Source organism: Streptomyces capillispiralis, from assembly GCF_007829875.1.
Classification (GTDB): domain Bacteria; phylum Actinomycetota; class Actinomycetes; order Streptomycetales; family Streptomycetaceae; genus Streptomyces; species Streptomyces capillispiralis.
Genome location: NZ_VIWV01000001.1, coordinates 8,010,295 through 8,024,407, shown reverse-complemented (window position 1 = coordinate 8,024,407; position 14,113 = coordinate 8,010,295). Strand labels below are relative to the sequence as shown.

Genomic DNA, 14,113 nt, shown 5'->3' with positions numbered 1-14,113 from the left:
GCCGGCGGCCCGGTGCCCGCGGGGCGGCACCGGGCGACGGCGACCCCACGGGCCCGGCCCGGGCCGGTGGGGTCGCCGCGCCTGCTCAGCCGGTGTGCAGGACGCGGAAGCGGGCGGGTTGCGCCGGATCGCGGTCCACGACCTGAAGGGGCGTCCGATCCGATTGCCACACGCCGGCACCGGGCGGGCGGGAGAACCGGATCCGCCCGCGGGTGCCCTCGACCGCGGCGTCCTGCCACGAGGCGGCCAGGCGTTCGCGGTCCGTGCCGTGGGCACGCAGCAGGTCGGCGAGGACCGCGATGGTGTCGTAGCCCTCGAACGCGACGAAGGAGGGGGTTTGTCCCAGCCGCTCCCGCAGGGCCGCCTCGACCCGGACACCGAGGGGGGCGAGACGCTCGGGCAGGTACCGCAGGAACGGGATCCCGGCCCCGTCGTCGCCCAGCAGCGTCAGCCACGAAAGGAACTCGGGCTGCCCCGCCGGAGCACCGATCAGCGTCCCGGCGAGGCGCCGGTCGCGGCGTACGGACCGCACGACCGGCACGGCCGGCTCCGGGTGACCGACCAGCAGGAGAAGCGCTGTCACCCGGTGGTCGACGAGCTCGTCGCACAGGGCCGCGGGCGTCAGCGCACGCGCGTCGAGTGCGGTCACGGAGCCGCCGCGTGCCGCGAAGCGTTCCTGAAGGACGCGAGTGCCCGACGCCCAGTACACGCTCGGTTCCGTCGCCACGGCGATCCGGTGGTGGCCCGCTGCGAGGAGGAAGTCCGCGTAGACCTGCCAGCCGTGCGACTGGGGCGGAGGCAGACGTGCCACCCAGTCCGTCGGCTCGTCGGTCAGGTCGTCGAGGACCGCCGACGAACACAGGAACGGCACGCCGAGTTCGTCGGCCCTGGTGGCGGCGGCGCGAGCGACGACGCTGTGGTACTCCCCGGCCAGTGCGGCCACGCCCAGGCGAGCGAGCTCGTCCACGGCCGCGACGGCCCGCCGCGGATCGGCGGCGGTGTCACGGACCAGGAGTTCCAGGGGTCTGCCGTCGATCCCACCGGCGCGGTCGACGTCGCCGACGGCCAGTTCGAGTCCGGCGAGCACGTGCCGGCCCGCCTCGACCCAGCCGGGGCGGGACAGCGGAACGAGCGCGCCGATGCGGACGGCTGATGCGGCGGTACGGTCCGTGCCAGGTGGCGGTGCCGAAGCGTTCATGGGCCGGTGCCCCTCCCTGTGTCGACGATCCGGCTACCGTACGGCCGCAACGGCGGCTCCGGGTGCCAGGTGCGGGCGGCGGACGGGGCGGTGCGCAGGTCGAGGTACCAGTTCGGGTGGCCCACCCGGTTCAAGGTGTGTTCGGCCGAGCCGGGAGCGACGGGCATCGAGCGGAACACCTTCGGAACCACCAGAGGGTGCTCTCCACCATCACCGTGTCGCGGTGGGCCAGGGCCGCGCGGGCACCCTGCCGGTCGTCGTAGTCGAAGGCGTACCGGCGTGCCATCTCGTCGATGGCGGTGGTGTGCTGGACCGCCCGGGCGTGGTCGCCGTGCGCCCCGTCGCGGTCGCGGAGGCGGAGCAGCGCGAGGGCGCGGCCGGTGCGCCCGGCCTTCTCCTGCCGCACGGTCAGCGGACGAGGTCCAGGACGTCGCGGGTGTGCGTGAGCAGGTAGGCGTCCTGGAGTTCCTCGGACATGATCCGGGCGGGGTCGCCGCGGCCGGTGAGCAGGTGGTCGTCCAGACGGAGCCCGGTGCTCCACGGGGCTTCGAGGACGAAGGAGCGGAAGCCCTTCCGCTCGAGCAGGTACCCGAACGTCCGGTGCTGGAAGGCGAGGAAGTCGTGTCCGCCGTGGACCGCCTGTCCGATGCCGACGAGCCGTGCGTCCGCCACCGTCGTGCCCAGGGGGTCCAGGTCGTCGTAGGGGCCGGTGGGCTCCACGGTGAGCAGGGGACGGGCGGCCTCCTGGAGGGCGGGCAGCGGGTCGGCGGGCGTCCCGGGGTCGCGGTCCAGCCTCCGGCTGGGGCCGATCTCGCGCAGGTGCACCACCAGGTCGGCGGACCGCAGCAGAGCGACCTGGTCACCGGGGGGCGGGAAGTCCGTGCCGATTTCCCGCTTGGGCCGGGGGATGTCCAGCCAGGCGCGGGCGGCGGGCGGTGCGGTGCGCAGGTCGAGGTACCAGTTCGGGTGGCTGACCTGGTCCAGGGTGTGCTCGACCGAGCCCGGGGCGGGTGGTTCCACCGTGTAGCGCCGGACGTCCTCGTCGACCGGGTTCTGCAGGCCCTGTTCGGTGGCGTGCACGGCACCGAAGCCGAAGGAGAGCGCCACCGCGAGGTAGCCGTCGCCCAGCCGCTGCCGGAGCACCTGTCCCTGGGTGAGGGGGAGGGTGGGGGTGGAGGTGCTGGTGTAGAGGTGGCTGTTGTGGCCGCCGAGCACCAGCCGGTGTCCGGTGCGGCGGTGCCACCACAGGGTGTTGTCCGCCATGACGGTGTCCCGGTAGGCCATGGCCGCCGGTACGGATCCGGGGTCCGCCAGGTCGAAGGCGTACATGCGCGCCACCTGGTCGATGGCGGTGGCGTGCTGGACCGCCCAGGCGTGGTCGTCGTCGGTCCCGGCGGCCGCGCGGGCGCGGAGCAGCGCGAGGGCGCGGCCGGTGCGCTCGGCCCGCGCACGGCGCTCGCCCAGGGGTGCGGTCGTCGCGGCGCGTATCCACGCGCCGACGGGCACGGTGGGGCGCAGTCCCCGGTACAGCTCGGTGACGGCGGGCAGCAGGTCGGGGTGGGCCCGGCGGACGTGGTCGACGACCCGGTCGTACAGCTCCGGGCCGGCGTAGCCGTTGTCGTTGCCGGCGAACCTGAGGGGGTCGTCGGGGTGGGCGACGTTGTACGCGCGCATCCAGCGGATCATGTCCAGGTACTCCTGGCTGTGCAGCAGCAGGTAGGCGTTCTGGAACTCCTCGGACATGATCCGGGCGGGATCGCCGCGACCGGTGAGCAGGTAGTGGTCGAGGCGGGCGCCGGCGCTCCAGTTGGCCTCCAGGACGAAGGAGCGGAAGCCCTTCCGCTCGACCAGGTACCGCAGGGCCCGGTGTCTGAAGGTGACGAAGTCGTGCGAGCCGTGGGCCGCCTCGCCGATGCCGACCAGTACGGCGTCGCCGACCGCCCGCCCGAAGGGGCCCAGGTCGACGGCGGGGCCCGTGGGTTCGGCGGTGCGCAGGGGCCGGGCGGCCCTTTCCAGGGCCGGCAGCACGTGGTCGGCGGTGGTGAGGGGTCCGTCCGGGGTGTCGGGTCCCCCGCCGGCCGGGGACGCCGCCGCCGTCCCGGGGACGACGGCGAGCCAGACCAGCAGTGCGGCGGCGAGCCGCCTTGTCGTGGAGGGTGCCATGACGCCAAGCGTCTCCGCCCGGAGGACGGACCGCGCTCCGTGTGTCACCCGGTCGGAGCAGCGCCGCGGTCGTGGGCCGGGGGTGCGATGCGTGGTCGTCTGAGGTGACAGGCGGGCGGGGGTGGGCCGGTACGGGCCGCTGAGCAGCGCTCCCGGGCCGGCCCGACCGCCGACGGCGGCGGGCCGGGCCCGGCGCCGAGGGCCTTTCCGGTGTCCGGTCAGGCGGCGAGGAGTTCCAGAGTGTCGATCACCCGGTTGGAGAAGCCCCACTCGTTGTCGTACCAGGCGACCACCTTGACGTGGCGGCCGTCGACGCGGGTGAGGGCGGAGTCGAAGATCGAGGAGGCCGGGTTTCCGGTGATGTCGGACGACACCAGCGGGTCCTCCGAGTACTCGAGGACCCCTGCCAGCGGCCCCTGCGCCGCGGTCCGGTACGCCTCCAGCACCTCCTCCCGCGTCACCTCGCGCGAGACGGTGGTGTTCAGTTCGACGATCGAGCCGACCGGGACCGGCACGCGGATCGAGTCACCGGACAGCTTGCCGTCGAGGCCGGGCAGCACGAGCCCGATCGCCTTGGCGGCGCCCGTCGTGGTCGGCACGATGTTGACGCTCGCGGCGCGGGCCCGGCGGGCGTCGCGGTGCGGGCCGTCCTGGAGGTTCTGCTCCTGGGTGTAGGCGTGCACCGTCGTCATGAAGCCGTGCTCGATCCCGGCGAGTTGGTCGAGGACCGCCGCCAGGGGCGCGAGGGCGTTCGTCGTGCAGGAGGCGTTGGAGACGATCGTGTGCGCCCGCGGGTCGTAGGCGTCGGTGTTCACCCCGAACGCCAGGGTGACGTCGGCGCCGTCGGAGGGAGCGCCGACCAGGACCTTCTTGGCGCCCGCGTCCAGGTGGACCCGGGCGGCGTCGGCGGAGGTGAAGCGGCCGGTCGCCTCCAGCACGATGTCCACACCCAGTTCGGCCCACGGCAGCTTCGCCGGTTCACGCTCGGCCAGCACCGTGATCCGACGGCCGTCGACGACGAGGGTGTTCCCCTCGGTGGTGACCGGCCGGCCGAGCCGGCCCGCGGTGGTGTCGTAGGCGAGCAGGCGCGCCAGGGTTGCGGGGTCCGACAGGTCGTTGACGGCCACGACCTCCAGGGTGCTGTCGCGTTCGAGCAGCGCCCGCAGCACATTGCGTCCGATGCGGCCGAATCCGTTGATCGCGATACGAGTCATGAGTGGTGTCCCTTCGTCCACTCCGAGAATCGCGCCCGGCCGGGGGCCCGTGGCAGTGGCGCGAACGCCATGGTTCAAAAGGATCGCGCCAGGGCTGGGCGGGCTCCCGGACGGGCTACTCGGCCCGGGCGAAGGTGCGCCGGTACTCGCTCGGTGTGGTGCCCAGGATGCGCTGGAAGTGCAGGCGCAGATTGGCCCCGGTGCCGAGGCCGACGTCGGCGGCGATCTGCTCGACGCCGCGTTGCGAACGCTCCAGCAGTTCGCGGGCCGCGTCGATGCGGGCGCGCATGACCCACTGCATCGGCGTGTATCCCGTGTCCTCGACGAAACGCCGCGAGAACGTGCGCGGTGAGACCGCCGCATGGTCGGCGAGCACGTCGAGGGTGAGGGGTTCGCCGAGGCGGCGCAGCGCCCATTCGCGGGTGGCGGCGAACCGTTCGCCGAGTTGTTCGGGCACGCTGCGCGGCACGTACTGGGCCTGGCCGCCGCTTCGGTAGGGCGCGGCGACCAGGCGCCGGGCGGCATGGTTCGAGGCCGCCACGCCGAGGTCACCGCGCAGGATGTGCAGGCACAGGTCGATGCCCGAGGCGGCGCCGGCCGAGGTGAGCACGCTGCCCTCGTCGACGAACAGCACGTTCTCGTCGACCCGGACGGCGGGATACTTGGCCGCCAGCGCCTTGGTGTAGTGCCAGTGGGTCGTGGCGCGCCGGCCGTCCAGCAGGCCCGTGGCGGCCAGGGCGAAGGCCCCGGTGGAGATGGCCGCGAGCCGCGCGCCCCGGTCGTGGGCCGCGGTCAGCGCGTCGACCACGGCGGGCGGCGGGTCCTCCCGGTCGGGGAACCGGTACCCGGGAACGAAGACGATGTCGGCCCACTCCAGCGCCTCGAGCCCCTGGGCGACGTGGTACGACAGCCCGTCACCGCCGGCGACCAGCCCCGGTGCCGCGCCGCACACCCGCACCTCGTATGGCATGCTCGCCCGGGTCGTGAACACCTGGGCGGGGATGCCCACGTCGAGCGGCTTGGCACCTTCACGGACGAGGACGGCGACGCGGCGCAGGCGGGAGGCTGGCACGGACGACAGCCTAGGCGAACCCCGAGCGGGCGGTCGCCGCGGTGGCCGTCCGTGCCGGGCGCGGTCGCCGTCACGCCGACGCGGGGCTCCGGCCCGGTGCGAGCCGCGTGCCCGGGACGGGCGCGGCCCTCATCTCCCCAGCGCTCCCCGAACGGTGACGCCGTGCCGGGAGCGCAGTCGCCGCAGTTCCCACAGCGCGACGGCGGTCACCGACAGGGGCGCGCCGAAGGTGAGGACCAGCCTCACGCCCAGCGGCATGCTCTCGTACGAGCCATTCAGCAGGTCGATGACGGCCAGCTCCCACACCAGAAGGGTCGCCAGGAGCGGCGGGATCGTCTCGTGGATGTCCGCCGTGCGGAAGACGTGCACCAGGGCCTGCACGATGCCGTACAGGCCGAAGGGGCCGAGCCACAGCAGGAAGGCGCCCAGGGCGAAGAGCAGGAGCACCCGCCAGGGGGACGCCGTCCAGTCCGTGTCCTCGTCGACGTAGCCCAGGCCCGTGATGAGGCGGGGCACGGCGAGCGCCGTGGTCAGTGCGAGCAGGGCGCCGGCCGGCTTGCCGAAGCGGCGCAGGAGGACGCCTCTGTGGGGTGGGCGGGCGGCGGTGACGAAGCCGGCCACGGCGACGGGCAGGGTGACCGCCAGGGCGATCAGGTTGGTGCGGATCTGGCCGAACCGGTCGTCGATCACCGCGTCGGCGTCGGCGGCCAGTCCGTAGGAGAGCAGCATCCACACCACGGCCGCCAGTCCGAGCACGGCTCGGAGGGTCTGCACCCGTTGCACCGCCGGGTCCCGTACGCGGTCCGGGCGGGAGGGGGTGAACACGGCGCGTCCGACGGCGATCGGGTTGAACAGCCGCCGGAAGGTCATGCGGCGCCGCGGCTCCGGCCGCCATCCCGGCCCCGGGGGCGGTGGCCCGGGGACCGGCCCGCCTCCGGGAGCACCCCACTGCGCGTTGCCTCCCACTGCGTTCATCGCCCCGTCCCCCTCGGCCGTGCTGCAAGAGCCCCCGTACGGTACCGGTCCGGTGCGGGAGCGCGGGAGGGCGTGACCGGCTCGGGGCCGGTTCGGGGCCGGTTCGGGGCCGGCTCGGGGCCGGCCGTGAACTCCCGTGAGCCGTGCGACGGCTGCGAGCGGCCCTGTGGCGTCCTCCCCCGCCCGGCGGGCATCCTGGGCCGGGTACGTCGGTCCGCGACCGGAAGGAGCCGCATCCGTTGACGGCGATCCACGTGACGAGTTGGGACGAGACCGACGGCCAGGGACCACGCGCCCTCTTCGTGCACAACATCTTCACCTGGGGCAGTGACGACCTCTACGGCTTCGCGGCGCAGCGTCCGCTGGCCGGCCGTCACCGGCTGCTGCTGGTGGACCGGCGCGGGTACGGCCGCAGCCCGGCGACCGGACGCGGTGACTTCGAGACCGACGCCGACGACCTCGTCGGCCTGCTCGGCGCTCCGCACCACGGGCGGGGCGGCCGGGAGGGGACCGCGCATCTGGTCGGTCACGGCAACGGCGGGGTGATCGCGATGCTCGCCGCCGCGCGCCGCCCCGATCTGGTCCGGTCGCTGACGCTCATCCAGCCGTCCGCCTTCACGGCCGCCGCCGGGCACCCCACCGTCGCGGCGATGCTGGAGCGGGTCGCCGAGTCGGCACCCGGCGACCTGCCGGAGTCCGTGACCCCCCGGGAGTTCCTGCGCGCCTCCACCGAAGGGATCGGGCTGCCCCTGCCGGAACCGACCCCGCGACGGCTGCGCGCGGTCGCCACCTCGATGCGGGAGCGGCCCATCTGGGAGGCCCACGTCCCGCTCGAACCCCTGCGGTCCGCCCCGTGGCCGACGCTGGTGGTCTGCGGCACGTGGGAAGACGCCCCCGAGCTGTACCGCCGGCACGTCGGCGAACCGCTGATGGCCTGCGCCGAGACCCTGACCGGCGCGCTGGGTGCCCGGCTGCTGCGCGTTCCGGGTTTCTACCCGCACACCCAGCAGCCGGACACCGTCAACGCGGCCCTCGACGAGTTCTGGACCTCGTAGCGCCGGTCCGGCCCCTGTTCCACCGGTCCTTCCCGCTCCCCCGGGAGGGGCCGCCGCGCTCGACGTGCCGGGCACGTAGGGTCGGCCTTCGGCCACGGGAGTGCGGGGCGCGGAGAACGAGGGATCGGTCCGGGAGGGCAACTGTGAACGTCGGTGTGCAGCGCGGGGCGATCGCCGCCGTGCAGGTGCTCGGCCTCGCCGTGTGGTTCTCCATGTCGGCGGTGGTGCCGAGCCTGCGGCACGAGTGGGGGCTCACGGCGGGCGGGGCGGTGTGGCTGACGGCCTCCGTGCAGTGCGGTTTCGTCGCCGGGGCCGTGGCCTCGACCGCCCTCAACCTGGCCGACCGCTTCCCGCCCCAGCGCCTGCTCGCCGCCAGTGCCGCGTCGGCCGCCGCCTGCACCGTGGTGCTGGCCCTGGCCGCGGACGGACCGGGCGTCGCGGTCCCGCTGCGCTTCCTGACCGGCATGTTCCTGGCCGGGGTCTATCCCGTCGGCATGAAGCTGATGGCCTCCTGGGCCGGCAGCGCGGGACGGGGCAGGACCATGGGCGTCCTCATCGCCGCCCTCACCCTCGGCTCCACGCTCCCCCACCTGATCGCCGGGCTGGGCTCCCTGCCCTGGCGCGGTGTCCTGCTCACCGCGGCGGGGGCCGGGCTCGCGGGCTCCGTCGTCTCGCTGGTCCTGATACGGACCGGCCCGTACGCCGCGCCGGCCGCACCCGCCCGCAACGCCCGGTACGCGCTGGCCATGTTCACCCAACGCGGTCCGCGGCTGGCCAACCTCGGCTACTTCGGGCACATGTGGGAGCTGTACGCCCTGTGGACCTGGATCCCCTCCTTCCTGTCGGCGACCGGCGCCACCGACGGGCTGCCGGGCTCGGTGGAGATCACGGTGTTCCTCGCGATGGGACTCGGCGGGGCGGCCGGCTGCCTGCTCGGCGGCTGGGGCGCGGACCGCTTCGGCCGCTCCCCCGCCGCGCTGGCGGCTCTGCTGCTCAGCGGCCTGTGCTGCCTGGCCTCCCCCTTCCTCTTCGACGCCCCGCCGCTGCTGCTGTTCGCCTTCTGCACGCTGTGGGGGGCCGCCGTGATCGCGGACTCCGGGGTGTTCTCGACCTCGCTGAGCGAGGTCGCCGACCACCGCTACGTCGGGACGGCGCTCACCGGCCAGACCGCGATCGGCTTCGCCCTCACCGTCCTCAGCATCCAGCTCACTCCGCTGCTGGCCGAGGCCGTCGGCTGGCGGTACGCCTTCCTCCTGCTGGCGCCCGGACCCCTCGTCGGCGCCCTCGCCATGCGGGCCTTCGGCAGGGCCGTCCGGGTCGCCCCGGCCCGCGCGGGCTGAACGCTTCCCGGCAGAAGGCGCACGCTTCTCGGTTCCGACCGGGCGCACGCAGGACGAAAGTGCCCGATGCGGAGCGGAGGAACCCCCGGCGGACGGTGGGGCGCGCCACCGGCGGCGGGCCCGGCCTGCGGCGGGTGAACCGGCCGCAGGCCGGCGGTCAGCCGTTGCCGGTGACGTCGGGCACGGCACTCGGCGTCGGGACCGGATCGAACCGGAAGACCTGGCCCGTGTCACCGGAGACGCACGGAGACTGGACGATCGGGGTCCACTGCGTCACGGAGCCGCCGGGCACCGAGACGCAGGCGTCGGTGTGCACCGGCCTGATGCGGTAGCCCCGGTCGCCGGCCGGCTCCAGGCGGAAGCGTTCGGCGGTGCCGCGGTGACCGCAGTAGTCGTCCATCATCCGCGCGCCCCGCCGGGTGCCGGCGTTCTCGACCCCCAGGCAGCCGTAGCCGAAGACGGGGTGCAGGGAGCGGATCCGGTAGACGCCCTCCCCCTTCTCCTCCAGGGCGTAGGCCGGGATGCTGCCGGCGCACGCGGACTGGTAGACGTGGCCCGCGTCCTCGCCGTCGCGCTCGGACAGGCACAGTGACGACGCGAGCGAGCGGATGCGGTACGTCCCCGCCCCCGGGGCGTCCGAATCGCCCGCCGCCCCCGTGGCGCCCCCGCCGCCGTGCACGGCGGCCAGCGTGAAGTACCCGCCGCCCAACAGGGCCAGCAGGACCACCGCCATGCCGAGCAGCTGCTTCGGCGAGCCGAACCGCCGGCCCGCCCGGCGGGGCCGCACCGCCCCGCCGTCTCCCGGGTCGGGCCCGGGCCGCGGCGCGGCGGACGGTTCCCCGTGCTCCGGCCGGTGGTCGGTGCCCGCCTCCCGCTCCTCCGCCGTGCGGGTGCCGGCGCCCAGGGCGGCGACCCGGTTCCGGGCCTCCAGCCATGCCGGGACGTTGCGCTCCTCCCCGCAGACACGGAGGAACACCTCCAGCGTCTCCGCCCTCGGCAGCACACCGTGCCGCAGCACGTCCGCCATGGTGCTGCGCGGCAGCACCTCGCCCCGTTCGGCCGCGCGCTCCTCCAGCCGCCGGTACGACAGCCCCGACCGTTCCTTCAGCCGCCGCAGCAGCGCGACGAACTCCGCGGCATCCCGGACCTCGTGCGGCCGCGCATGCGTCCCGTCCCCCAAGTCCCCCATGTCCCCCCATCCTTCTCGCAGACGCGGGACATGACAACGGCAGTTTCCGGCCCTGTGCCCACCCGGTCCCCGCAACGGGTGGCGCCGGAGGCCGTCGGTGCACCGGCGTCACCGACGGCCGGGGTGCGGGTTCAGTTGACGTAGACCTCGGCGCGGTCGACGCTCACGAAGGACGCCTGGGCCTGGGAGTTGCGCTCCCCCGTCACCCGGACGCGGAGGGTGTGACTGCCGTACGGCAGGCGTGGGCTGGTGTACTGCACCGCTTCTCCGACGCGGATCGGGCCGTGGAAGTCCACCCGCTGTTCGGGCCCGCCGTCGACGCTCACGGCCGCGTAGCCGTTGCCGGTGTCCTTGACGGAGAGCAGGACGATGCGGGTGCCGGTGAAGGTGAACGTGGCCGTGGCGCCGGTCCGGTCGCTCCAGTGGTCGTCGCTCCAGAAGCACTGGGTGGCGCAGCCCGTGCCCGAGTTCCAGGCGCCGCCGTAGGTGACACCGCCGGGGCCGCTGGAGCGGCCGTCGTCGTTGATCCAGTAGGTGCCGGATCCCGGGTCGCCGGAGGGGAGGTCCTGGGTGGCTCCCATCGCCAGGGGGCGGCCGAAGTCGGGGCTCCCGTCGGCCCGCCAGGTGAACTTCTGCGCCCGGGTCGTGCGGTTGCTGTAGGTGTTCACCGACGTGGTCTTGGCGTGGTACACGATCCAGTCCTCGGTGCCGTCCGGGGAGCGGAAGAAGGCGTGGTGCCCCGGTCCGAACACGCCCCGGTCGTCCGCCCGGGAGAACACCGCGCCCTGGTGCTGCTGCCAGTTCCCCGGCACGAGCGGGTCGGCGGTCAGCGGCATCGACATCATCCAGACCTGGTAGTCCGGCTTGCCCGTGTCGCAGGCGGAGTACGTCATCCAGACGCGCCCGTTGCGGTACAGGAACTCCGGTCCCTCCCTCACCTCGGGACAGCCACCGGCCGCGTCGATCGCGACGGCGTTGCCCGAGACGGTGTACGGATCGGACATCGGGGCGATGTTGAGCCCGTTGTGCTGGTACTGGTTGATGCCGCTGTAGGCGAGGTAGAGGCGCCCGCCGAGCTGGAGGACGCCCGCGTCGATGGCGAAGTCGTCGGCGTGGTTGGGCGGGGCCAGCCTGGACTTGAAGTGGTAGGGGCCGGCCGGGTCGTCGCGCTCCGACTCCAGGACGTAGAGGCGGTGGTGCTCGTCGACGCCGTCGTCGGCCGTGTAGTAGAGGTACCAGCGGTCGCCGAAGCGGTAGAACTCCGGGGCCCAGATGTTGCGGTTGCGGGTCGGGTCGGTGTCCGTCCACACGGTGACCGGGTCGGACGTCAGCAGGGTGCCCAGGGACGGGGAGCGCCACATGCGGATGCTGTTGCCCTGGGTGGTGGTGAGGTAGTAGTTCCCCTTCCAGTGCGTCATGTACGGGTCGGGGCCGGTGTTGAGCGGGTTGCGGAAGGTGCCGGCCGCCGCGACGGCGGCCGCCGGCCCGGTGGTTCCGGGCGCGGCCGCGGCGGCCGGGGCGGTCGCCGTCGGCAGGAGGCCCAGGACGAGCGCGAGGAGGGCGGCCGCGAGCAGGCCGAGGTGGCCGCGCGGGCGCGGGAGGCGTCTTGAGGGCACTGTGGGGGGGTCCTTTCCGGGAGCGGATCCCGGCCGGAAGGCCATGGCAGGTCCGGGACGGTCATCGACGGTCGTGGAGGGCGGGGCGACTCGGAGGGGCGGGGGCGGTCATGAGCCGCACCGTCTTTACATCGATGTAATGACGGGGCGTCATGCTAGGGATGGCTCCCCCTTGCGTCAATAGCCGCCGCGTCGCACGCGGGTTGCAGCGTGCGGACCGCGTCGACGGCGGGCCGTCGCGGACGGGGCGGTCTCGGACACGTCTTTGACCAGGCCGGACAGGCAACCGGTGTCCGGGACATACCCGGACCCTTGCTCCGGCCCGGCGCATGTCGGCAAGCTCACTGCGGCAAGGGATCGGGGCGAGCCCAGAGGGGGACTGGGGCCCCGGACGGCCCGGCCGTCCGGTCACGGTGTTCACCGACCGGCACGGCCGGGCTTCGTCGCCGCTCGGCATCCCCGGTGCCTGCCCGGGGGCAGGGACCGGTCCCGCGAGGACGCCGGACTCGTCCGGCACCTCTGCGAGCGGTCGCGGTCGCTTCCGGGAAGGGGGACGTGGCAGCCCCGGGTGCGCGGCGCAGCGCCCGGCCCGGGGCCCGCCGGTCAGGTACGCGGCGCGGCCGGCCGGGGACCGTCCCCGCGGGGAGTGCCGCCGGCCGGCGCGCCGGGCGGGTCGTCCCGCCGTTCGATCCGGCGGATCGCCTCCAGCGGGAAGGCGGTCGTGCGGCTCTCCCGCCGGAACCGGTGGGTGAAGTCACCCATCACCGCGGCGACCGACGCGTGACGGACGAGCAGTGCCGCGATCGCCGGCGGCATGTCCCCCGGGGGCACTCCCCGGGCGCAGGCGTCCACGTACGCCCGGCGCTCCTCGGGGCCGTACCCGTGCAGCGCGACGGCCAGCCAGTTCACCAGGTGGGTCAGTGTGTACCACCGGTCGTAGCCGCGGTGCCGGCCGGCGAAGGCGGCCTCGTCCGGCGCGAGTTCGAAGCGGGAGGAGAGCGCGTGCCGTCCTGCCGCCGATGCCGGAACCGGCCGGCGGGGCGGCGTCCACGAGCTCCCGCAGCCGGCGGTCACTGCACAGCGCCAGCGCCGTGGAGACGCCACCGTGGGCGGCCAGTCGAGCGCCGCGGGACATGTCGGGGCCGGTCACCTGTGCCTCCTGCCGACCGCCCGCGTCTCGTGCGGCCCCTTCGGCGCACCGCCGGGCGGGAGCTGCCGTCACCCTCTCACGCGGCGCCGCGGGCGGTCGCCGGGCTCGTCGCGACCCGGCGCCGGGAACTGGGCGTTCCGCACCGCTCCAGCGAACGTCCATCAGACGGTGCCCTCCTGACCCCCTCCCACGCATTGCCTGGCAGTGACCGGTGGATGGCTTGCGCCCGCCTACGGTGACCGCACATCTCACGGAACGGGAGTGGTTTTGCCATGGCAGAGACCAACGACGCGCTCACCGCGGCGGTCCTGGAACACGCCGCCACCTATGTGCGCACCTTCAACTCGGGCGACGCCGCGGCCGTGGACCGGCTCTACACGGACGACGCGATCAGTGTGTGGGAGAAGGGGCACCCCGCCAGCGGCGCGGAACGGCGCGAGGGGCTGGCCGAGTTCCTCTCCGCCAAGCCCGTGCTGAAGAACAAGGTCCTCGAGTCGTACGTGACGTCGGACACCGCGCTGCTGGTGACGGACTGGGCCATCGACATCCCGGCCACGGCGGACAGCCCGGCGGAGAGCATCTCCGGCATCGGCCTGGACGTGCTGCGTCTGGGGGCCGACGGCCAGTGGCGCTTCGCCATCGACAACCCGTACGGCAAGGAACTCTGAGCGCCTCCCCCCGGAAAGGAACCCCCTCCTCATGAGCGACACTCTCGACCTGACCCTGACCGACGACCCGGACCAGCAGAACGACGTGTTCGTGGCCGCGTTCAACAGCGGCCAGGGCGCCATCTTCGACCAGCTGTACCGCGAGGACGCGATCTCCAACCTCACCGGCACGCCGCGCACCGGGGCGGACCGCACGAAGAGCATCACCGAGTTCCTGGCCACCAAGCCCAAGCTGAGCTCCAAGGTGCTGCGCACCTTCAGCACCGGTGACACCTCCCTGCTGATCGTCGAGTTCCACCTCGAGGTCACCGGCGAGGACGGCAAGCCGCAGAAGATCGACGGCACCTGCACCGACGTCCTCGTCCGCGGCGAGGACGGCAAGTGGATCATGGCCGTCGACCGCCCCGTGGCAGACGAGACCAGCGCCTGACCATCCCCCTTCGCCACGCGACCAGGCCCCGCGCCGTACCCCC

13 protein-coding genes are annotated in these 14,113 nt (G+C 74.0%); 4 read left to right on the top strand and 9 right to left on the bottom strand.

What is annotated here, in order from left to right; translation table 11 throughout:
- Positions 1 to 85 precede the first annotated feature (85 nt).
- From FHX78_RS34895 to FHX78_RS34870, 6 genes are all read right to left on the bottom strand, one after another.
- Positions 86 to 1,198 carry an ABC transporter substrate-binding protein gene (locus tag FHX78_RS34895; protein WP_145871374.1) on the bottom strand — a complete coding sequence of 371 codons (1,113 nt, stop codon included), beginning with the start codon at positions 1,196 to 1,198 and terminating at the stop codon, positions 86 to 88.
- 130 nt (positions 1,199 to 1,328) lie between these two features.
- A complete protein-coding gene (locus FHX78_RS34890) occupies positions 1,329 to 1,604 on the bottom strand; it encodes an erythromycin esterase family protein (protein WP_145871372.1) in 276 nt (91 codons plus the stop codon).
- A gap of 2 nt (positions 1,605 to 1,606) precedes the next feature.
- Positions 1,607 to 3,361: an erythromycin esterase family protein gene (locus FHX78_RS34885; protein WP_145871370.1), complete on the bottom strand. Its 1,755-nt coding sequence runs from the start codon at positions 3,359 to 3,361 to the stop codon at positions 1,607 to 1,609.
- Between the two features lie 218 nt (positions 3,362 to 3,579).
- Positions 3,580 to 4,575 (bottom strand): type I glyceraldehyde-3-phosphate dehydrogenase, encoded by a 996-nt coding sequence (gene gap / locus FHX78_RS34880; RefSeq protein ID WP_145871368.1) that lies wholly within the window; start codon positions 4,573 to 4,575, stop codon positions 3,580 to 3,582.
- A 115-nt stretch (positions 4,576 to 4,690) separates the two neighbouring features.
- Positions 4,691 to 5,647 (bottom strand): GlxA family transcriptional regulator, encoded by a 957-nt coding sequence (locus FHX78_RS34875; protein WP_145871366.1) that lies wholly within the window; start codon positions 5,645 to 5,647, stop codon positions 4,691 to 4,693.
- Positions 5,648 to 5,776: 129 nt separating this feature from the next.
- A complete protein-coding gene (locus tag FHX78_RS34870; protein WP_145871364.1) occupies positions 5,777 to 6,517 on the bottom strand; it encodes a hypothetical protein in 741 nt (246 codons plus the stop codon).
- Between the two features lie 344 nt (positions 6,518 to 6,861).
- Here FHX78_RS34870 and FHX78_RS34865 point away from each other — a divergent pair, with 344 nt between their 5' ends.
- Both FHX78_RS34865 and FHX78_RS34860 read left to right on the top strand, forming a co-directional pair.
- On the top strand, positions 6,862 to 7,677 hold the full coding sequence (locus FHX78_RS34865) for an alpha/beta fold hydrolase (RefSeq protein WP_167531929.1): 816 nt from the start codon (positions 6,862 to 6,864) through the stop codon (positions 7,675 to 7,677).
- A 143-nt stretch (positions 7,678 to 7,820) separates the two neighbouring features.
- Positions 7,821 to 9,017, top strand: a complete 1,197-nt coding sequence (locus tag FHX78_RS34860; protein ID WP_145871362.1) for an MFS transporter — start codon at positions 7,821 to 7,823, stop codon at positions 9,015 to 9,017.
- Positions 9,018 to 9,174: 157 nt separating this feature from the next.
- On the opposite strand, the gene FHX78_RS34855 is transcribed toward FHX78_RS34860, so the two are convergent.
- The 3 genes from FHX78_RS34855 to FHX78_RS34845 form a co-directional block, all read right to left on the bottom strand.
- The gene (locus tag FHX78_RS34855) at positions 9,175 to 10,206 is read right to left on the bottom strand and encodes an RICIN domain-containing protein (RefSeq protein ID WP_145871360.1); all 1,032 of its coding nucleotides are present in this window, start codon (positions 10,204 to 10,206) and stop codon (positions 9,175 to 9,177) included.
- A gap of 131 nt (positions 10,207 to 10,337) precedes the next feature.
- The gene (locus tag FHX78_RS34850) at positions 10,338 to 11,867 is read right to left on the bottom strand and encodes a glycoside hydrolase family 43 protein (protein ID WP_145871358.1); all 1,530 of its coding nucleotides are present in this window, start codon (positions 11,865 to 11,867) and stop codon (positions 10,338 to 10,340) included.
- Between the two features lie 558 nt (positions 11,868 to 12,425).
- Positions 12,426 to 12,896 (bottom strand): hypothetical protein, encoded by a 471-nt coding sequence (locus tag FHX78_RS34845; RefSeq protein WP_229924147.1) that lies wholly within the window; start codon positions 12,894 to 12,896, stop codon positions 12,426 to 12,428.
- Positions 12,897 to 13,244: 348 nt separating this feature from the next.
- Here FHX78_RS34845 and FHX78_RS34840 point away from each other — a divergent pair, with 348 nt between their 5' ends.
- On the top strand, positions 13,245 to 13,640 hold the full coding sequence (locus FHX78_RS34840; protein WP_145871356.1) for a YybH family protein: 396 nt from the start codon (positions 13,245 to 13,247) through the stop codon (positions 13,638 to 13,640).
- A gap of 31 nt (positions 13,641 to 13,671) precedes the next feature.
- A complete protein-coding gene (locus FHX78_RS34835; RefSeq protein WP_145871355.1) occupies positions 13,672 to 14,070 on the top strand; it encodes a YybH family protein in 399 nt (132 codons plus the stop codon).
- The last annotated feature ends 43 nt before the right edge of the window (positions 14,071 to 14,113 follow it).